Annotated in this window: 18 protein-coding genes; 7 read left to right on the top strand and 11 right to left on the bottom strand. The window is 66.5% G+C overall.

All coding sequences use genetic code 11. The annotated features are described in order from the left end of the window. The first annotated feature begins 62 nt into the window (after nt 1-62). From BVC93_RS03760 to truA, 3 genes are read left to right on the top strand one after another with little or no spacing between them, the layout of a single operon-like run. Nucleotides 63-1,115, top strand: coding sequence for a DNA-directed RNA polymerase subunit alpha (locus BVC93_RS03760; RefSeq protein ID WP_068915670.1), 1,053 nt, complete (start codon nt 63-65; stop codon nt 1,113-1,115). Between the two features lie 59 nt (nt 1,116-1,174). Beyond that, a complete protein-coding gene (gene rplQ, locus BVC93_RS03755; protein ID WP_083736002.1) occupies nt 1,175-1,726 on the top strand; it encodes a 50S ribosomal protein L17 in 552 nt (183 codons plus the stop codon). Between the two features lie 26 nt (nt 1,727-1,752). Continuing rightward, nucleotides 1,753-2,619: a tRNA pseudouridine(38-40) synthase TruA gene (gene truA, locus BVC93_RS03750; protein ID WP_192860180.1), complete on the top strand. Its 867-nt coding sequence runs from the start codon at nt 1,753-1,755 to the stop codon at nt 2,617-2,619. Nucleotide 2,620: 1 nt separating this feature from the next. Here truA and BVC93_RS03745 read toward each other — a convergent pair whose 3' ends face one another. The 5 genes from BVC93_RS03745 to BVC93_RS03725 all read right to left on the bottom strand — a co-directional run bounded on the left by BVC93_RS03745 (nt 2,621) and on the right by BVC93_RS03725 (nt 6,531). Further along, nucleotides 2,621-3,241: a cutinase family protein gene (locus tag BVC93_RS03745; protein ID WP_236950397.1), complete on the bottom strand. Its 621-nt coding sequence runs from the start codon at nt 3,239-3,241 to the stop codon at nt 2,621-2,623. 82 nt (nt 3,242-3,323) lie between these two features. Further along, on the bottom strand, nt 3,324-4,013 hold the full coding sequence (locus tag BVC93_RS03740) for a cutinase family protein (protein WP_083736000.1): 690 nt from the start codon (nt 4,011-4,013) through the stop codon (nt 3,324-3,326). A gap of 63 nt (nt 4,014-4,076) precedes the next feature. Continuing rightward, nucleotides 4,077-4,748 carry a cutinase family protein gene (locus BVC93_RS03735; RefSeq protein ID WP_157516756.1) on the bottom strand — a complete coding sequence of 224 codons (672 nt, stop codon included), beginning with the start codon at nt 4,746-4,748 and terminating at the stop codon, nt 4,077-4,079. Between the two features lie 41 nt (nt 4,749-4,789). Next, complete coding sequence (locus BVC93_RS03730; RefSeq protein ID WP_157517175.1) at nt 4,790-5,401, bottom strand: cutinase family protein; 612 nt, start codon at nt 5,399-5,401, stop codon at nt 4,790-4,792. Between the two features lie 125 nt (nt 5,402-5,526). Continuing rightward, entirely contained in the window at nt 5,527-6,531 is a 1,005-nt protein-coding gene (locus tag BVC93_RS03725; protein ID WP_083735998.1) for an EamA family transporter, read from the bottom strand. Nucleotides 6,532-6,609: 78 nt separating this feature from the next. Here BVC93_RS03725 and BVC93_RS03720 point away from each other — a divergent pair, with 78 nt between their 5' ends. Continuing rightward, nucleotides 6,610-7,164 (top strand): CGNR zinc finger domain-containing protein, encoded by a 555-nt coding sequence (locus BVC93_RS03720; RefSeq protein ID WP_083735997.1) that lies wholly within the window; start codon nt 6,610-6,612, stop codon nt 7,162-7,164. Between the two features lie 74 nt (nt 7,165-7,238). On the opposite strand, the gene BVC93_RS03715 is transcribed toward BVC93_RS03720, so the two are convergent. The 4 genes from BVC93_RS03715 to BVC93_RS03700 are packed head-to-tail and all read right to left on the bottom strand — an operon-like array spanning nt 7,239 to nt 14,494. Continuing rightward, on the bottom strand, nt 7,239-9,305 hold the full coding sequence (locus BVC93_RS03715) for an FAD-dependent oxidoreductase (RefSeq protein ID WP_157516755.1): 2,067 nt from the start codon (nt 9,303-9,305) through the stop codon (nt 7,239-7,241). Continuing rightward, complete coding sequence (locus tag BVC93_RS03710; protein ID WP_083735996.1) at nt 9,302-12,490, bottom strand: ATP-binding protein; 3,189 nt, start codon at nt 12,488-12,490, stop codon at nt 9,302-9,304. Before BVC93_RS03710 ends, BVC93_RS03715 begins: the two co-directional genes overlap by 4 nt. Further along, nucleotides 12,487-13,215, bottom strand: coding sequence for a hypothetical protein (locus BVC93_RS03705; RefSeq protein ID WP_083735995.1), 729 nt, complete (start codon nt 13,213-13,215; stop codon nt 12,487-12,489). The genes BVC93_RS03710 and BVC93_RS03705 overlap by 4 nt, the downstream gene beginning before the upstream one ends. Nucleotide 13,216: 1 nt before the next feature. Then, nucleotides 13,217-14,494 carry a hypothetical protein gene (locus BVC93_RS03700; protein WP_157516754.1) on the bottom strand — a complete coding sequence of 426 codons (1,278 nt, stop codon included), beginning with the start codon at nt 14,492-14,494 and terminating at the stop codon, nt 13,217-13,219. An 81-nt stretch (nt 14,495-14,575) separates the two neighbouring features. On the opposite strand from BVC93_RS03700, the gene BVC93_RS03695 reads away from it, so the two are divergent. Genes BVC93_RS03695 through eccB form a run of 3 tightly spaced genes read left to right on the top strand, consistent with a single transcriptional unit; the run spans nt 14,576 to nt 17,669 of the window. Beyond that, nucleotides 14,576-15,253 (top strand): hypothetical protein, encoded by a 678-nt coding sequence (locus tag BVC93_RS03695; RefSeq protein ID WP_083735993.1) that lies wholly within the window; start codon nt 14,576-14,578, stop codon nt 15,251-15,253. Further along, nucleotides 15,250-16,302 (top strand): polyprenyl synthetase family protein, encoded by a 1,053-nt coding sequence (locus BVC93_RS03690; protein WP_083735992.1) that lies wholly within the window; start codon nt 15,250-15,252, stop codon nt 16,300-16,302. Before BVC93_RS03695 ends, BVC93_RS03690 begins: the two co-directional genes overlap by 4 nt. A gap of 50 nt (nt 16,303-16,352) precedes the next feature. Next, nucleotides 16,353-17,669 (top strand): type VII secretion protein EccB, encoded by a 1,317-nt coding sequence (gene eccB, locus BVC93_RS03685; RefSeq protein WP_083735991.1) that lies wholly within the window; start codon nt 16,353-16,355, stop codon nt 17,667-17,669. On the opposite strand, the gene mycP is transcribed toward eccB, so the two are convergent. Beyond that, nucleotides 17,628-18,953 carry a type VII secretion-associated serine protease mycosin gene (gene mycP / locus BVC93_RS03680; protein WP_442929014.1) on the bottom strand — a complete coding sequence of 442 codons (1,326 nt, stop codon included), beginning with the start codon at nt 18,951-18,953 and terminating at the stop codon, nt 17,628-17,630. The genes eccB and mycP overlap by 42 nt on opposite strands. Continuing rightward, nucleotides 18,938-19,993 carry an EsaB/YukD family protein gene (locus BVC93_RS03675; protein ID WP_192860178.1) on the bottom strand — a complete coding sequence of 352 codons (1,056 nt, stop codon included), beginning with the start codon at nt 19,991-19,993 and terminating at the stop codon, nt 18,938-18,940. The genes mycP and BVC93_RS03675 overlap by 16 nt, the downstream gene beginning before the upstream one ends. Between the last annotated feature and the right edge of the window lie 13 nt (nt 19,994-20,006).

The raw sequence follows: 20,006 nt of genomic DNA, 5'->3' as shown, positions 1-20,006 counted from the left end.
TCCCCGGGCCACAGGCCACCTAACGGCATCAAATAGCGGTTGCCGAGAAGGAGAAACAAGAAATGCTGATTTCTCAGCGTCCCACCCTGGGCGAAGAGGTCATCGCCGAGAACCGTTCGCAGTTCGTCATCGAACCGCTGGAACCCGGCTTCGGCTACACCCTGGGTAACTCGCTGCGGCGCACACTGCTGTCGTCCATCCCGGGCGCAGCGGTCACCAGCATCCGCATCGACGGCGTTCTGCACGAGTTCACCACCGTGCCCGGGGTCAAGGAAGACGTCACCGACATCATCTTGAACCTCAAGGGTCTGGTCGTGTCCTCCGAAGAGGACGAGCCGGTCACCATGTACCTGCGCAAGCAGGGCCCCGGTGCCGTCACCGCCGGTGACATCGTGCCGCCTGCCGGCGTCACGGTGCACAACCCGGACATGCACATCGCCACCCTGAACGACAAGGGCAAGCTGGAGGTCGAGCTCGTCGTCGAGCGCGGCCGCGGCTACGTCCCCGCCGTGCAGAACAAGGCCTCCGGCGCCGAGATCGGCCGTATCCCGGTCGATTCCATCTACTCGCCGGTCCTCAAGGTCACCTACAAGGTGGAGGCCACCCGCGTCGAGCAGCGCACCGACTTCGACAAGCTGATCCTCGACGTCGAGACCAAGAACTCGATCAGCCCGCGTGACGCCCTGGCCTCAGCTGGCAAGACCCTGGTCGAATTGTTCGGTCTGGCACGGGAACTCAACGTCGAGGCGGAAGGCATCGAGATCGGGCCGTCGCCCGCCGAGGCCGACCACATCGCGTCGTTCGCGCTTCCCATCGACGACCTGGACCTCACGGTGCGGTCGTACAACTGCCTCAAGCGCGAGGGTGTGCACACCGTCGGCGAGCTCGTCGCCCGCACGGAGTCCGATCTGCTGGACATCCGTAACTTCGGCCAGAAGTCCATCGACGAGGTGAAGATCAAGCTGCACCAGCTCGGTCTGTCGCTCAAGGACAGCCCGGCCACCTTCGATCCGTCCGAGGTTGCCGGTTATGACGTCGCCACCGGTACCTGGAACAGCGATGCCGGCTACGACCTGGACGACAACCAGGACTTCGCCGAAACCGAACAGCTCTAACAAGCAACCGTCCCGGCCCTACCTGATACGGGGGCCGGCCCCATTTAGGAGTAGTCGTTATGCCCAAGCCCACAAAGGGTGCTCGCCTCGGCGGGTCGTCTTCGCACCAGAAGGCACTACTGGCCAACCTGGCCACGTCGCTGTTCGAGCATGGTCGCATCAAGACCACCGAGCCCAAGGCGCGGGCGCTGCGGCCCTACGCGGAGAAGCTGATCACCCACGCCAAGAAGGGCTCGCTGCACAACCGGCGTGAGGTGCTCAAGAAGATCCGCGACAAGGACGTCGTGCACACCCTCTTCGCCGAGATCGGCCCGTTCTACGCGGATCGCAATGGCGGCTACACCCGGATCATCAAGGTCGAGAACCGCAAGGGCGACAACGCTCCCATGGCGGTCATCGAGCTGGTCCGGGAGAAGACCGTGACCTCTGAGGCCGACCGCGCCCGTCGCGTGGCTGCCTCGGCGCCTGCCGCGCAGGAGGCTCCGGTGGAGGAGGCCAAGGTCGAAGAGTCCGCAGTCGAAGAGGCCGCAGTCGAGGACGCTCCTGCCGACGAGGCTCCGGTCGAGGATGCCACGGTCGAGGACGCCGCCGAGGATGACAAGAAGTCCTAGCGACAGACGTCTCTGACAACGACGATATGAACGTGCCCGCCATCGACTCCGGTGGCGGGCACGTTCGTTTGCGTCTCGAGATCGCTTACGACGGAACCGAATTCGCCGGCTGGGCCGCGCAGACGGGTCAGCGGACGGTGGCCGGTGTGCTGGAGGAGGCGCTGTCGACGGTGTTCCGGACGCCGGTGCAGACCGGCGTCGCCGGCCGTACCGACGCCGGCGTGCACGCCACCGGACAGGTGGCGCACGTCGATGTCCCGTTGGCGGCCCTGGGGCATGCCTACCCGCGCACTGTCCGTCCTGACGAACCCGAATTCCTGCCCCTGGTGCGGCGATTGGGCCGCTTCCTGCCCACTGACGTCCGAGTGCGCGACATCGTCCGTGCGCCGGCGGGTTTTGATGCCAGGTTCTCGGCGTTACGCAGGCACTACCGCTACCGGTTGTCCACGGCGCCCTATGGCGTGGAACCGCACCAGGCCCGCTTCATCACCCCGTGGCCCCGGCGCCTCGATGTGGATGCCATGGCCGCCGCTTCGGCGAACCTGTTGGGGCTCAACGACTTCGCTGCGTTCTGCAGGCACCGCGACGGTGCCACCACCATCCGTGATCTGCAGCAGTTGTCCTGGGAGCGCGATGGTGACCTGATCACGGCCGCTGTCACCGCGGATGCGTTCTGTTGGAACATGGTGCGCTCCGTGGTGGGTGCGCTGCTGGCCGTCGGCGAGCATCGCCGCCCGGTCGACTGGCTCGGCGGCTTGCTCGCAGAGGTCAAGCGTTCCAGTGATTTTGCCGCCGCGCCTGCACGCGGACTGACCCTGGTGGGCGTGGACTATCCCCCGGATGATCAGCTGCGGGCGCGCAACGTCGTCACCAGGGACGTGCGGACGCGCTAGATCAGATCCGGGCGGCCACGAAGTCGGCGGCCTGGTTGACCATCCCACTGTTGATGTAGGCCGGCTGCAGGTGATCCGACCAGTTGTTCTCCCAGGTGTTGGGGTCGGCCGGGTTGCAGATGGGGTCCGCGCCGTGGCACAGCTCGATGGTGCGTTCACTGTAGAGCGGGTTGAAGTTGGTGATGGGGCCCACCCAGGCCGCGCCGTTGCCGAACAGTGCGACGGCCGCGATCTTCTGGTCCATACCTGCCGGCAGTGGATTCTTGAATCCCATGAATCCGAACGGCACAGCCAGCACCACGTCGGTCACCGCGGCGCCCAGTGAGTAACCGCCCAGCACCAGTCGGGTGTCGGGGCAACGGGCTGCCATGTCCTGGATCCGGGCGCTCATGTCGTTGGCGCCCACGTCGATCTGGTTGTCAGCGGGGTAGTTGACCGCGTAGACATTGATGTTCTTGTCGGTCTTCTGGCGCAGCGCACTGACGAATGCGTTGCCGATCTGTCCCACGCCGGGAGGCTCGATGCGACCGCGCGCGAAGATCACCTCCACCTGTGGGCACGCCGCCGCCGCAGTGGGCACAGTGCTGACCGACCGTGGTGCGACGGTGGGCGCCGCGACCATGACAGCAACAGTTCCGAGGACCGCACACATTGACCCGATGAAGCGCCCGACTCGCATGACGCACATCGTACTGGCCGGCCTGCTACAGCTTGGCTGCGGCGAAGGTCGCGGCCTGATTCACCAGGCCCGAGTCCAGGTATCCCTTCTGGAGGTGATCGCCCCAGTTGGCCGGAAACGTCTTCACATCCAGGCTGGAGCTGCAGACCGGATCCTGCGCGTTGCACAGGTCGATCACCTTGTTGGTCCAGGTGGGCAGGAACTCCGAGACGGGGTAGCCGAGCACCTTGCGGGCTCCGTTGCCGAAGAACACCACGGCGGCGACATGCTCGTCACTGCCGAGGGGCAAGGGGTTGGAGTAGCCGAAGAACGGGCCGGGGGTGGCCAGCACCATGTCGGTGACGGTGGCTCCCAGTGAGTAGCCGCCCAGCACCAGTCGGGTGTCCGGGCAGGTGGCCACCATGTACTGGATGTGGGCACTCATGTCTTTGGCGCCCTGGTCGACGCTGATGTTGGCGTCGTAGTCGACGGGGTAGTAACCGATCTTCTTGGTGCTCTTGGCGCGCAGCGCGTTGACAAACGCGGTACCCACGATGCCCGTGCCGGTGGGTTCCTCCCGGCCACGCGCGAAGATCACCTCGACCTCGGGGCATGAAACGGCCGCCGCCGTGGGCAGCTGGGTCTCGGGCGCCACCGTCACCAGCGTGGCGACGGCCATCGCGGCACCCGCCGAGGCGAGGAACCGTCGAATCTGTCTGTGACAGAAGTGACCCATGTGGTCAATATTAACGCGCGGTGCTGCTCACAGCCGTTGACGAGACTCTGCCGCGTGGCGTTCTCAGAGCCGTGCGACCACAAAACCGGCGGCTTGCGGCACCAGCGGACCGCTCTCGTAGCTGGTGTGGGCAAACGGATTCCGGCCGTCGGAACAGATCGGATCACCGTCGCTGCACATGTCGACCGCTTTTCCGGCGAACTGGCCCGAGCCGTTCAGGGGGACACTGAACTTGGCCGAGGGATTGCCGAAAACGGCTGCCGCAGCGACATTCCCGGCGAGATTGCCCGGCAGCGGCGGCGCGGAGCCCAAGTCGCCGATCCTGTTGCCCAGCGGGGGGATTCCGGCCAGCATGTCGACGATCGCCGCGCCCTGTGAGTAACCACCCAGCACGATCCGGGTGCTTGGGCACTGCTGCGCCATCAGCGCGATGCGATTGGTGGCGTCGCGGGCGCCGTCGGCAGCGCCCAGAAAGTCGTAGGTGGCCGGATAGACGACCCCATAGGTGCCGACGTTGAGCCCGCTCTGGGCACGGATGGCGTCGGTGAGCGCGACACCGACCCGACCGATTCCGGGAGCCTCGCTGGTGCCGCGGGCAAAGACCACCTCGACGTCGGGGCAGGGGGGCTCTGCCGACGCCGCGGGCAGGCCCATGGGCGCCGCGAACAACATTGCCGCCGCCAGAACCGGCGCTGCGGCCCGGCGCAGCCGGCGCCGACGTGACGGAATACTCATGGCGCCCATAGTCACACAACGAGGATGCATGATCGAATCGCTCATACCAGTCCCGCGACGAAGGTGGCGGCTTGGTTGGTCAGTCCGGCCGGGCCGTAATTGCTGTGCGCGGCAATGTCGTCGCCGCCGGAGCAGACCGGATCACCGCCGTTGCAGAGGTCGATCGAGCGGGTGCCGTACACCGGGCTGATCGTCAGCGGCAGTCCCACCTTGGTGGTGGGGTTGCCGAAGACGGCCAGCGCGGCGATGTGCTCGGGGACGTTGGGTGGCAGCGGGGCGTTGAAGCCGACCGCCGGGAACGGCACGGCGGCCAGGACGTCGACAATGGCGGCGCCCTGTGAGTAGCCGCCCAGGACCAAGCGGGTCTGGGGGCAGTTGTTCACCATCCACTGGATGTGTCCGCTGGCGTCGTTGGCGCCGCCCGCGGCGGCCAGGAAGTCGTACGTGGCCGGATAGTTCACCGCGTAGGTGCCCACTGATCGTCCGCCAACCTGCCCGCGCAGCGAATCGACAAACGCCGAACCGACGCGCCCGAGGCCGGGTGGTTCGTCGGTGCCGCGCGCAAACACCACCTCGATATCGGGGCAGGCAGGTTCGGCCTGGGCGGTGGGGATGCTCGCCGAAGGCGCGGCCACCAGCGCTGCCATCACCATGACTGCCGCCCCCAGGAGGGGACCGAAGATGCGGGAGATGCTCACGGGGCGTTTGTCGCTTGTCACAGCAAACATGTTAGCCGGTCACCACAGTCTTCGGTCAGCCGTATTTGCTGAAGCCGGTGTCAGCGTCTCTGGTCAGCCGGCTCCAGCGGCCCGGCGTCGGGCCACGTCGCAGCTGTCACCTCGGCCGAACGGTCACCCGAGCGGGCGAGTGCCAGGCCCACCAGCACCACCAGTCCGCCGACGGCCTGGATGGGGCTGATGGCCTCATCGACCAACAGCCAGGCCCACAGCACCGCGAACAACACCTCCGACAAGCCCACCAGTGAGGCGAAGCTGGGCTTCAGGCGTGCGATACCGCCGATGCCGAGGGTGTAGGCAATTGCCGTGGGCAGCAGAGCCAACAGCGCCACCGGGACCAGCCATGACGTGGTGAAACCGGCGATCTGCACGTCACCGGTGGTGTAGGTCAGTGGCATGACACCGGACAATCCGAGGGTGGCGACGGTGGCCGCGCCCACGATCAACCCACCGGCAGACAGGGTGATGGGGTCGAGCCCGGTGCCGTCGGTGCTCACCGAGTCGGCCATCAGGAAGTAGCAGGCCGCGCACACGGCAGCGCCCAGGCCCCACAAGATTCCCATGGTGTTGACCTGCGCCGAGGCAAGGCCGTTGAAAACGCCCAACACCACCATGATTCCCGCGACCGCGGTGCCCACGCCGGCCAATGTGCGGTTGCTGGGGCGCCGCGAGGTGGTGACCCAGACCCAACCGACCACCAGCAACGGGGCGGTGTACTCGAGCAGCAGTGCCACGCCCACCGAGAGGTGGGAGACGGCGTTGTAGTAGCACAGTTGGGCGCCGGCGATCGGGATCAGCCCGTAGAGGAGAACTGGCCGGATGTGCTGCAGCGCGAGCCGGAACCAGCCAGGCTTGACCGCAGTGGCGAACACCGCCATCAGGATGGCGCCCCCAGCGAGCCGGGCCGTCACCGCGGCAGTGGGGCTCCAGCCGGCTGCCATCAGCGACTTTGCGAGGGGGCCTGACAAGCCGAAGATGAACGCCGAACTCAACGCGAACATCAGACCGAGCCGGAACGTGGCGTCAGCTGGTTTCGTCAACAGCATGGAGGCACCCCCTCAGGTGTGTAATGAGTAAACTGAACTTTGGTAGTGACACTACGGCCGACGTGAGTCAGGAGTCAAATGATTTTCAGTCATGACACCGAACTCACACTGCGTGCAGCGTGTGTGTTGGTGAACTCCGATCGAGTCGACGGTGAGCAGTTGGGGGACCAAGCCGCACTCGACGAGTACCTGGTCGGCTGGGGATGGACCGGGCGTCGCGACCATGACGCCGCCGAACTCGACGACGTGCACCGCCTGCGCGTCCGCCTGGGCAAGATCTGGAGTGTCGCCGACGACGAAGAGCGTGTGGTGGGGCAGGTGAACGCATTGCTGTCCGACACCAAAGCGGCCCCATGGTTGACCCGCCACCCCGAGATGCCGGAGTGGCACCTGCATCTGGCGTCGATCCACGATCCACTGGCCCAGCGCATGGGCGCCGAGATGGCCATGTCGCTGGCAGATCTGATCCGTGCCGGAGAATTGCGCCGCCTCAAGATCTGTGCCGCGCCGGACTGCGACGCCGCGCTGATCGATCTGTCGCGCAACCGGTCCCGGATGTTCTGTGACACCGGCAACTGCGGCAACCGGCAGCACGTCGCCGCCTACCGAGAGCGCCGCGCCACCCAGGATTGATGCAGGCACTTGTAGCTCGGCCCGTTCGTTTCCCCACCGGGCTGGGGCACCACCACGCCGCCTCGGCGGCCGAGCTAGGGCAGCCAGTAACCGCGGATCCGGTGGAACCTGCCGCGGCCCGCCACGGCGTTGGCCGCTTCCAGGCCTGACATCACCGCTGCCTCGATGCACCCGGCATTCATGCCGCAGTCCGTCCAGTCGCCGGCAAGGACCAGATTGTCGTACCCGCTCTCATCCGGGCGCAACCGATACCTGTCGGAGCCGGGGACGGACTGCACGTAGCGGTCGGATGGGTCGATGTTGACGGAAACGTGTTGTGTGGCGACCGCTTCGATTCCGGTCTTGCCGCCTGCGCCGGCCAGCAGGCTGAAGTCGAAGCCGGCGTCGGTGAATGCGTTCGGAAAGTACAGGCGCAGGTTGTCGAGATAGGCCTCGACCTCGGTCAGCACCTGATGGCGCAGACGCTCGACATACCGCTGTGACGGTTCCTCGGTAGGCCAGTCGGCGTTGAGGCTGCCGCAGAAGTATGCGACCGTAGCGGGGGTGTCGTCGGCGGGCCAGGTTTCGGCCCACAGCGTCTGCGGCATGGACGCCCAGGTCTCGAACGGGCGCAGATACGCGCTGACTGTCGATCCCGGATGCGGCCAGCCCAGCGACGGTTCGTCGGGACGCAACCAGAGCTGGAAGGCCTGCGTGGCGACCGTTCGCACCTCGGCCACCATGGATCGCCACTCGTGCCGGTCAGCCAGGAGCTCTCGCGCCACGATCGGCACCATGCCGACGGAGACGGCCAACACGACGTGATCGAAGTCGAATCCTCTTCGGAGAGTGCGTGTTTCGACATCTTCGTGCTGCTCGAAGTGCGATTCGAGATCGCCCAACTGCTGACCGGGACGAAGTTGCTCGGCCCGCGGAGCTGCCGGAAACACCGGAAGTCCACCGACGGTGACCAGGGGCTGGTACTCGTCGAGGCCGTCGGCCAGTGCAGCTTGGCGCGCCATCGTGATGGTGTCGACCACACGGTGATCGGGGTCGAGGTGCAATGCATCGAGTCGATGGAAGAACTCGAATCGCACGCCGCGCTGTTTGAGTGCCTGATAGAGCGGAGCGATCACCACGTCGCCCATGCCCGCGGTCATCTTCCAGAAGATGGCGCCTTTGTACTCGAAGAGCACCATGCCGATCAGGAAGATCATCAGCCCCGCGCCGAACGCCGGTCGGTCTACATCACCGTCCCGATACCCGAACACCAAATCGTAGACACCGCGGATCAGCGGGTAGTCCAACACATCTGGATGGCCGCCGTGCCGCAGAATCCAGTCGCCGAAGTCCTGGTCATCGATGGCGCGGAACCCGCGCGAGTCGGTGACCAGGGAGTCGGCCAGGATGCCACGCACCACGGCCGTCACCATCGAGACCAGCAACCAGGAGCGTCTGTGATCGGGCCGGGTCTCGTAGTCGACGGCCTCACGTACGGCGGCCACCGCTGCATCGAGTTGCTCACCAGGAGAAGCGATGTCGCCGCCCTCATGGTTGATCGCCAGCACCGCAGCCAACATGGCCCTGGTCACCGCGGACACTGGTCGCGACGACGGTTCCTGAGGCCGTGACGGCCCTGCCGACATCACCAGACCGCCGGGTCCGGCCTCGCGGATGGAGTCCGTGAAATCCAGTACCAGCGCAGCCGCACGGTACAGAAAGGCCACGGCCGTCATCTCCCGGCCGGAGCCCTGGGGATCGCCCGGTGACATGGTGTTGCGGCCGAACGTGCCCAGCCACGGCAGCCACTCGCCGCCGAACCAGTCCATCAGTCCCAGATCGTCGGCGGGAACCAGCGCCTGTGTCCACTCTTTGATGGGGCAGGCGGGATCGCTTGTGTTCCGGTTGATTTCGGCATAACACTGGCGCAGCAGGGTGAACGCGTTCTCGTAGGAGCCGAGCCAGATGTGCAGGCCGTGTTCTTCGATGCGATTGTGTGCTCCCCGGCTCGACGCTCCTTTGCCGCCCAGTCGCCACCCTCGTTGATACACGGTGATCGAGTCGTAGTGATCACGCCAGCCGGGTTCGCTCAGCCGCCACGCCGCGCTCAACCCCGCCATGCCGCCGCCCAGGATCGCAACCCTGCCCCCGCGGTGGCTCACTCGATCAATTCTCTGGCGTGTGCCAGCAGTGGCCAGCCGCTCTGCGCCGGAAACCCGTTGACAGCCTGGGCCAACACATCTCGACCGCCATTGCCGTCGAGCTCGAAGATATCAAGGGCGCAACGCAGTTCGTAGATCGTCGCACCCTGCTCTCGAGCCAGTTCCAGAGCGACCGACAGGTCGCTGCGACGACCGTCGCAGCTGTCGTGGAGGCGGGCCCTCAGCCGCAGTAGCTCCGCATTGTGGAAGCGCATTCCCGACTCCTCGGACAACGCCAAGCCGACGTCGATGTGGGTGCGCGCCTCGGTGTCCCGGCCCGCCGCGAGCAGCAGCCGCACCAGGACGGCGTCGTAGTAGGTGATCAGTGCCACGGCTCCGAGATCGCGCCACGCGGACAGGAATCCGGACAGGGTCTCGATGTGTCCGGCCAGATCGGCAGGTTCGGCGCCCTCGGCCAGTGCCAGCAGCGCAGCCACGGTGGCCTGCTGCACCATGCCGGCGAAGGTCAGCGAGTCGAAGCCGTGCTGCTCGCCGAGCGCGGTGAGAGTACCTGCCGCCGCCGCTGCCTCGGTGAGCTGGCCCGCCTCGATACGGATCAGGAACTCCATCTGCTTGGCGTAGCCGAGGCTGAAGGCACCCTGTGGGAAGTCCACTTCGTCGCATCGCCGCACCGCCCGGTCCAGCTCCTTCTCGGCCCCGGCTAGATCACCACGGATATAGCGGGCCAGGGCAAGATGGGTGTAGATCGACGCGGTGCCCTCGTTCGGCATGAACCACACCGCGTCCACCTCGGGGGCGCCCTCGTCATCACGGACCGCCGCCGCCTCCTCGAGAGTGGTGATCGCGGGCCTGAACTCGCCGCGGTACCACGCCAGCATGCCGAACCCGCCAGTGTTGTACGCGCGGAACCACTCCCGGCCACCGTCCAGGGTGGCGCGCAGCGACTCCAGCAGTTGTTCGACCCGGATCAAGTCGGCTCGCATGGCGTAGTACGCGTACAACGCCACCAATGTGGCGAACATGTCGTCGGTGAAGTCCACGCCGGTGAGCTCGAGGCACCGCTCGAATTCGGCTGCCGCGGCGGTGCTGGCGACTCCCTCCGCCGCATAGATCATCAGGCCGTGGCGCAACCGCATCGCCACCTCGGCATGGTTGCGCTCGGCCCCTGGCTGATGATGCTCGACCTGGGAGATGGCCGCGCTGAGATGGCTGCGCGCCTCGTTGAGCGCGCCGCGCCGCCGAGCACCGTCGGAGGCGTGTTGGTAGGCGTGCGCTGCCTCCAGATACCGCTCGGCGTTGGTGTAGTGCTGGGCGGCAGCAACCCAGTCGGGATTGCTGTCCGCCGCCAGAGCGGCAATGGCATCGGCGATGCGGCTGTGCAGCTTGCGACGGGCGCTGGGGGGAGACAATTCCGCTGCGACCTCGCGCAGCAACTCATGCCGGAACCGCCAGCCGTTGCCCTCCGCTTCCAGGATCCGGCCGTCGATCAGCTGGCCGATCACGGCGTCCAGGCGTGGCTCGCTCAGCTTCACCACCGAGCGCAGCAGTCCGGAGTCGGCGTGACTGCCGATGGTGGCCGCCGCCTCGATCACCTGCGATGCCTCTTTGGTGGATTGCAACCGGGCGAACAGCGCCTCGTAGAGGGTGTCGGGCACCCGTTCCGGTTCGGCGGCAGATCGTTCGGCCTTGACCTTGGCCACAATCTCCTCGATGAAAAGCGGCACGCCGTCGCAGCGATGCCGCACGGCTTTGCGGCCGCTGGCAGTGATCCCGGGATGCAGCGCGACGATCAACTCGTCGGTTTCTTCTGCGGTCAGTGGCGACAGCCGGAACTCGGTGACCAGTTCACCGCCGGGCAGCGGTGCCTCGTCACGCCCGGTCATCAGGATCAGCTCACTGCCGGTGTGCGTGTTGAGCAGGGCCTGCACCACTTCGATGGTGTCCTCGTCGAACCAGTGCATGTCCTCGGCGAGCACCAGCGCCGGACCCGAGCTCATACAGGCACGCAGGTACTTCTCGACCGCGCTGATGATGTTCTCGAACAGGATCCGGCCGTCGGCGTCCACCGGGACATAACCGCTTTCCGGGGCGATCCCCAACACCGGGGCCAACAGCGGGATCAACTCTGCGGGGTCCAGTCCCACCCGCTCCAGCTCCGCGCCGAGATAGCGCAGGCGTTCAGAGGCGTGCGAGGTGCGCTCGATCCCGCAGCGGCGTTCCAGCAGCCGGCGAACCGGATGCAATCCGACATCGGTGTGCAGGGGTGAACCGCTCAGTTCCAGGATGATTGCCCCGGTATCGCGAGCCAAGGCGGCGGTGGCACCGGCCAACCGGCTCTTGCCGATGCCGGCTTCGCCTCGCAGAACCACACCCGGTGTGGAGAGAGCACCGGCTGCCGCCAGCGGCCAGGTTGTCTCCAGATGCGCCAATTCCTCCTGCCTGCCGATCAACGGACCAAGGGGATAGGTGGTGACACTGCGTTCGGCCAGCACGAGGTAGTAAGGCACGGGACCGTCCACACCCTTCACCGTCCTGGGTGGGCGTTCCTCGAGTTCGAAGAGTTGGCCGATCAGTCGGGCGACGGCCTCGGAGACCGCGACGGTGTTCGGGTCAGCCAGCCCTGATATCCGGGCGGTGAAGTTGGCGGCGAAGCCGTACACATCGTCCTGCATGATGTCGAGATACACGACGCCGCGGTGGATACCGACCCTGACCTGGACGCCTACCCCGAACTTGCGGCGGGCCTGTTCGTTGAGCCGGGCGACATCGCGGGTGATGTCCAGCCCTGCCTGGACGGCGCGCTGGACGTCGTTCTCATGGGCGATCGGATGGCCGAACACCGCGAGCAGCCCGTCGCCCTTGGTGGAGGCGATGTGCCCTTCGTAGCGTTTGACCGCTGTCGACACCAGGCTCTGGTACCGCCCGACCACGGTGCGGTACACCTCGGGCTCCACCCGGGTGGACAGCACGGTTGAATCCACAACGTCGGCGAACATGATTGTCAGCCTGCGGATCTCGCCCTGGTCGACAGGTGCGGCCAACAGATCCTCGGCATCGGCGTTGTTCTGGTCCACGGCCAGTACCTGGCCGGCAAGTCGAGTGGCAGTCTCTCGGTCACCCTCGCTGATCGCTTCGAACGCCCTGTCGAGAAGTTCGTCGATATCGGGCTGGCGTCTGCGGCTCACAGTCGAAGGGTGATCTTCTGCTCGCCCCCACCTTTGCTTGCGACAGTTCCGATGTACACGCCGCTGGGCAGACCGGTCTCGTTGACCACCACCCGGTACTCCTTGTGGTCGGCGCCGAGCTCGGCCGGCGAGAACGTGATGGCGCCCTCGGGGATGACCCTGTCGTCACCGGGGCGTGCGAAATCCGGTCGGGCTTCCAGTTTTCCGGGGAGCAGACCGTCGACCTTGAACGGGTCGGACACGAATGTCCGAGGGGCGTAGCGGGCCGGACCGATGACCACCGTCTGGGCCGCCTCGATGCCGTTGACCACAGCGATATCGGTGAGTTTGGTGGCCGCGTTCACCCACGGCTGCGCCTTGAGCGGGTCACCGCCCACTTCCTTGACGGCCTCTTCGGCGACACCGCGGGCATGATGCAGCGTGCGTTGCGCGATGGAGGTCAGGTGATCGGCCAGCACCAGCAGACCCTCACTGGGTCTGCGCTGTCGATCGCGCAACACCTGCTCGGCGAGCTCCATACCGCCGAGCATGGACTTGGCGGTGAGCTCGGTCAGCGTCGCCAACAGTTCCCGCTTGTCATAGGACGACCCGACGTGGCCGCACTCGTCTTTCCTGCCGGCTTTGTCGACCTTGTCCGACGCGTCCTCCAAGAGCTTCACGGCGTCGGCGATGGTGCGCTTGGCGCTGGCCGCCAGGTTCTCTGCGGCTGTTCTCGGATCGGTCATCTCACTGCCCTCCCTTGGTCCGCACTGCAGCGGGGCGCACCGCGTCGACGGCCGTGTTGAACATCGACTCGTAGGTCTCCGTCAGTCCGTTCCCCAGGTCGGTGCTGATCGCGATGATGTCCTCCGGCGTGATGCCGTCCTGCCACCGGTCGGCGAACGTGCCGAACGCCTTCGCCGCGTTGTCCAGAAGCTCACCTGCGGTCTTCTGGGCGGTGTCGATGATCTGCTTGCGGTTGCCCGGCGGCAGGGTCCACAGCGGTTCTGTGGTGTCGACAGCAGGCGGGGCCTGCCGGTCGGCCATTGACGACGGTTTCCACGCGGCGAGGTCGGCGCGGCCCGCGGCTTCGAAGAACATGTTCTCGCCCGCATCCGCCCACCCGAGCCGGTCGGCGAGATTGGCGGCAGCCGTGGGGCTCATCCCTCGGATCAGTAGTTCCTTGCTGGTGTGCAGGCGCACCCCGGGGGCGCTGGGGTCGGAAGGGTTGTCCGGCACCGCCACGATGTAGCCGTTGTCGACGACCACCAGCCGGTCGCTGTCGATGAACGCGGCCGGCGTCTCCACCATGTCGTAGTTCACGAACGCGGTGCCGTTGTGCTCACCCATCCAGAACTTCAAGGGTGTGCGCAACTGGAATCCGGCGTTGGCACCCGTTCCGATGACCTCCACCAGCTGCAGCCACCCGTGGCTGTCGTGAGTCAGTGTCGGTATCGACGTCATCTCGATGAAGAACGACGACACCTTGGGCCAATTGACCGGATACAGCACACGTTTGAGCTGTTCGACGCTGATCGAAGCACTGTAGGAACTGGTCAGCAGAACGGTCGCGTACTCCCCGTTCACCTCGCGCACCGAAGTCTTGGAAATGCTCGGAGGCTTGTCGAAGTCCGGTGAACCCGTCGCTCTGATCGCCGCCTTCACCGCCTCCAGCTTGACACTGTCGAACTGGATCAGGTTCGCGGACTTCAGCGTCTCCAAAATGCCTGTGAAGTAATACAACCGGCGGAGGTCGTAGGCGGTGAGGTTGTCGTCGTCGGGTGTGGTCGCATTCGCCAGCCCCACTGAGGTGAGGTCGGCGAGCGCATCGTCGAGTTGTTTGAAGCTCGCGCCGTTGTTGGCCTGTGCCACCTGCTCGACCTGTGTGTACCAGCCGCGGTCGGCGAAAGCCCTCGATTGCTTGAATTCGTCGGGTAGGCGCTCGATGACTGCCTTGTCGCGTGTCTTGGCAACGGCGTCGTCAACCTTGCCGTAAACGACCATCGCAGAGTGAAGTTTTGACATTTTCCCCCGCCTCCCGCAGTTGGCAGCTTTAGCATACCCATAGCCGCCAATAGCGCAGGGTCAATTTCTCGGAGGAAAACGGTGGTCAATGGGGGGGTCTACGACGACGGCAGCATTGCCGACGTGCCGTGGGCATCGGTGTTCGATCCGGACAACAACATGCGTGCCATCGGCGAGATCCAGGCACGCGGATTCCGTGCCGCCACTGACGTGGTGGACCGTCTGATTCGCTCAGCGAAACGTCCACCGAGCGGTGCCGAGGATCCGCAGCAATCGGGGCAGGCCGGCGAGCGTCCCTCTGTCACGCCCGAGGTGGACCGGGTGATGGAGCTGGGGCAGCAGATGATCGGTCAACTTGCGCAGAGCCTCAGGGACGCGGTGTCGCAGCCGGAGAGAGTTGCCGGATTCGACCTCGTAGGTGCGGCGGCCACCGGTCGGGTGGTGCTGGAATCCTCCGCAGACTCGGCGACCGCCACGGCCGAGGTGTGGTTGCACAACACCGGGTCGACCGACCTCGGCAAAGTTCGGATGCGCTGTGGTGATCTGCTGTCCCATGACGGCGCGGTGATCGAGGCTGCCGCAGTGCGATTCGAACCCGACGCGGTGCCCATGCCGGGGCGGTGCAGCCGCGGGATCATCGTCGAGGTCGACCTGCCCGACGCGGTGTCGGCAGGGAGGTATCACGGCACACTTCTGGCCGACGGCCACCCCGACGTGTGGCTGCCGATCGAGTTGGTCATCGGTTCGTCGGCGACATGACCGGTACCGCTGACCGGAGTGCCCTCATCGTCGAGGTCGAAGACCGTCTTCGCCAAGTGGGCAAGGTTGTTCGCCGGTCGATGCTCGATGCCATCCCCGACGGCGAACCCCACCAGTGGCTGTACCGGCCCATGCGGGAGTACCCGGCCCGGCCCGGAAAGGCGTTGCGGCCCGCCCTGTGCCTGTCGGCGGGTCTGGCGTTCGGCGCGAAAGCCGAGGATATCCTGGGAATGGCGGTGGCCATCGAACTGCTGCACAACGCATTCCTGGTGCATGACGACATTGCCGATGGCAGCGAAATGCGCCGTGGCAGACCAACACTGGCTGCCGAGCACGGGTTGGCCGCAGCGCTGAACGCCGGTGACGGTGTGGCCATCGTCGCCAGCCAGGTGTTGCGCCGGGCGGTGCGACGCCTCGACCGCGACCTCGCCGACCTGGTGATGTCCGAGTTCGACACGATGGCGCTGCGCACCCTGGAGGGGCAGGCCACCGAGATCGGCTGGCAGCGCGATCACGTCGACAGCCTCACCCCCGAGGACTACCTCGAACTCATCATGCACAAGACCTGCTGGTACACGACAATTCACCCGCTGCGGGTCGGGGCCATGGTCGGTTCCGGCGGTACCGTCGACCTGGGACCGTTGGTGCGCTTCGGGTTTCACTTCGGAGCGGCATTCCAGATCCGCGACGATCTGCTGAACCTGATCGGCGATGAGCACACGTACGGCAAGGAGATCCTGGGTGATCTCTATGAGGGCAAACGCACCCTGTCACTGGTGCATCTGATGGCCAACGCCACAGGAGCCGACCGCGACCTGGTGGGGCAGTACCTGCGCCTGCGCCGCACCGAACGTGGGCCGGAGATCGTCACCACCATTCGTGAATTGATGGACACCTACGGCAGCATCACGTTCACCCGTGAATATGCCGAGGGCATCCTGCTTGTCGCAGAGGATCTCTTCGAGATCGCCTTCGCCGACGCGCAACCAGGACCGGACCTCGACTTCCTGCGCTCGCTCGTACCCTACGTCTGGGCCCGCTGGCGCTGACCTGTGGACAGCCGTCGCCCCTGACATCGCAGGCTTCGTAGCGTGAAGCGATGGCTCTCACCTCGAAACGCCTGATGCTCAGCGGTCGGAAATTCCTGGCACTGCGGATGGAGTGCGCGCTGGGCGGCGGCGATATCCACACCGACGACGAATCTCCACGTGCGCAGACTCTTTCGCTGCTCATCGGAGCAGTCGTCACCGCAGCCGCGGTCGGTCTCTGCGCGGCCTTCACAGCATGGCGACCCGCTGAGGATCTGGGTGAGGCACGGATCCTGCTGGCCGATGGCACGGGGGCGCTGTACGTGCGCGTCGAGGACGTCGTGCATCCGGTGCTGAATCTGACCTCCGCCCGGCTGATCACCGGAACCGTTGACAACCCGGTGGTGGTGTCTGCGGATGCACTCAGTGAGGTCAAACGAGGTGCTCTACTCGGGATTCCGGGTGCACCGCCGGTCATCGGCGCACCACTGGACACCGAGCCCGCCTGGACGGTGTGTGATGACGGGTCGACCACCGTGATCGGCGGAGCTCCGCTGACCGGCCCCGTGGATGCGGTGTTGGCGATGGCTCCGTCCGGTCAGGTGTATCTGCTCTATGACGGACAACGGGCTCGCGTCGACCTCACTGACCGCGCTGTGGTGCAGGCGCTGCATCTCGACAGTGTTCAACCCGCGCGGGTGTCGGCGACGCTACTGAGCCTGCTTCCCGAGGTGGCACCGGTCGCCACGCCGCGCATACCCGATATCGGCGCCCACGGGCCCTCGGCACTGCCGGGGTTCAGGATCGGTGACGTGATCGGCGTCCGGAACGCAACACAGGATGAGTTCTTCGTGGTGCTGGCCGCAGGAGTGCAACCGCTGAGCCCTGTCGCGGCCGACATCATCCGGCACACGAGCCCGAGTGCGGCAGTCACGATGGTGGCGCCTGCCGCTCTCGTCGGACTTCCCGATGTCGGTGTGCTCCGGATCGGTCATTTCCCCCGGCAGGTGCTGAGAGTTCGAGGCGCAGACACCGGCGTCTGCGCAACGTGGTACCGCGGTGCCGCTGACGTCCGCTGCGGCCCGGTACCGCTCGAAGGGTTCCCCGTCCGGCTCGCCGGTGCCGACGGCGACGGGCCGCACCTCGACCAGATGAATCTTCCGGCGGGTCGGTACGCCTATGTCCGTACACATTCCGGGGACACCGCCGGATGGTTGGTCACCGAACTCGGGGTGCGGTTCCGGGTGGACGATGCCGACACCGCACGTGTTCTCGGCCTGCCGGAACCGGTGCTCGCCCCAGCTGCGGTGCTGGACGCGCTTGCGCGTGGGCCCGTGCTCAGTCGGTCAGCGGCTCTGCTCGCCCACGACACCATCACGTCGCCGTAACCGCGCGACGAGACCCAGCGCCATCAGCACCGCCAGGCAACCGATCGCCCCCGTCGTCGCCGTCCGTGCGGCACGGTCGGGGCTCTGCGGTGCGGTGTCGGCCGTCGGCGGTGGCGGGGCGGTCTGCGGGGCAGCGGGCGCGGACTCCGCGCTCAGCGCCGCGACGGGATCCACGACTCCGTGTCCGGTGACCGGGTTCCAGTCGTCGCCGACCGGGCGGGCTGTCTCCTCGACACGCCGCATCACTTGGCGTGCAGTCAGTTCCGGGAATCGTGAGCGCACCAATGCCACCACGCCGCTGACCACGGGCGCCGCGTAGCTGGTGCCGGCAACCGGTATGACGCGGCCGAAGGTCTGCTGCGTATCGACGAGCCCGGTGCCCGACGGATGCAGCGACACCACCTGCTCGCCGGGAGCGGCGACGTCCACCCAGGGCCCCGGCAGAGTGAAATCCGAGGGTGCACCGTCGGGGCCGACGGATCCGACCGTCAGGACGTAACCGTCGTACCAGCCAGGACTGGCAGCGACTGTTGCGGTGTCCCAGGTCAAGTCACTGGACTCGGCTTGGTGGGGGCAGCGTCCGGCCCCGCCGACGTTTCCCGCAGCGGCCACCACCACGGCGTCCTTGACGTCCACCGCGTACGCGAGCGCTGCGCCCAACGGCCCGTCATCGAGTGGCCCCGGTGCGCAGGCGATCGATGAGATGTTGATGACTCCCGCACCCATGTCCGCCGCGGTCCTGACCGCCTTCGCCAGGGTGCCGACATCGCCGAGCCCTCCGGCCGACGGGTCGGCGGCCGGAGCGAACATCGTGCTGGACTGCCGGATCGCCAGAATTGTTGCTGCGGGTGCGATCCCGATGAAGCCGTCGGTATCCGGTGCGGCTGCGATGATGCCCGCGACCATGGTGCCGTGCCCGTCACAATCCTGGGTGCCATCTCCGGTGGAGACGTAGTCACCGCCGGATTCGAGGTGGGTCAGCCGGTGATGGCGTGCCACACCGGTGTCGATCACCGCGACACGTTGGCCTTCGCCGCGGGTGAGCTGGTGCACGTCGGCCCACACAGGAGCTTCGGGGGGCCGAGTGGCCACGGCGGGCGCCGCGCAGGGGTTGGTCTGAACGCTGGGGGCCGGTGGGGCCGGGGTGCCTGCGGCGGGCAGCAAGGCGGTGTCGACGGTGGGAGGAGTCAGGGCATTCGCCGGTGGCAGGGGAGTTGCCATCACCACCAACAGGCAGACCAGCGTCGCCCTCGCGACCTGGCGGACCATCACAGCAGCACCCATCCGCACACCGGAACCACCGCGGCCGACACTGACAGCTCCACCATCCGTATGGCCCGAATTCGCCATGGGCTCATCGCGATTCTCGGCGGGCGTAGTCCCAACGCACCGACGGTGGTGGCGGCGGCGCACAACCACCCTGTGGTGCTGGGCGAGAAGTCCTGTACGGCAACCAAAGACGACATCGCCGACACCAGTGACGCACCCAGCAGTGCCAGTGCGGGCACCGCCTGGGGGTGTGCCCTGATCCGCAGCGCAAACACCGCAGCGGCCACTGCGGCCAGGGTGACGGATGCCCAGCCCGGTGACACCAGGGTCACCGTCACCACCGCGATCGCACCTGCGGTGCCACTCCCTGTCGCCACAGCGGTGATCAGTCGCTGAGCGGCGGCGAGTCGTGGCGCTAACCCATCGGGCTCAGACAAGCGGTAGGCACTCACTGCGATCCGAAACACCGTTGTCAGCAGCACAAGTGACAGCAGCAGGGCCGTCACCGCAGCCGTCGCAGCACCCGCAGCGGCCACGGTGGCCAGCAGCGCCGACAGCGCCCACACCGTGGTCAGGCATGCCAGCGCACCCCACCACCACGTGCAGTCACCACACATCCGCCCGCTCAACAACGCCGCCACCGCACCGGCCGCCGAACCCAACAGCACGTCGGGCAGACCGATATCCGGCACCACGAACAGGCCGATCAGCACTGCCATGGAGGTGGCGACGGTGACGCCGGTGCATGCCATCGACTCGGGTCGCGCCAGCCACGCCGCCGACCGGACGGGAGCTGCGGCGGGCTCCAGCGCGGGCGGCGTTCTGTGCCGCACCGGCGTGGACGCCATGACCAGTACGCCACCGTCGCTGATGCCGTTGTCCTGCAAGCTCTTCGATAGATCCAGGCGTTGACCGCTCGCGGCCGTCATGCACGCCCCGCGAACATCTGCGCCGGCCTCTGTCAAGAGATCGTGCAGGTGCGGCAGTAGCGCCGCCACCGGAATGCCCGCCGGCACCGCCACATCCGCCTCGGTCCCGTCGGCGTAGATCGTCACGCGAGTCATGTTC

The organism is Mycobacterium sp. MS1601 (assembly GCF_001984215.1).
Taxonomy (GTDB): Bacteria; Actinomycetota; Actinomycetes; order Mycobacteriales; family Mycobacteriaceae; genus Mycobacterium.
This window is presented reverse-complemented; position numbering and strand designations above follow the sequence as displayed.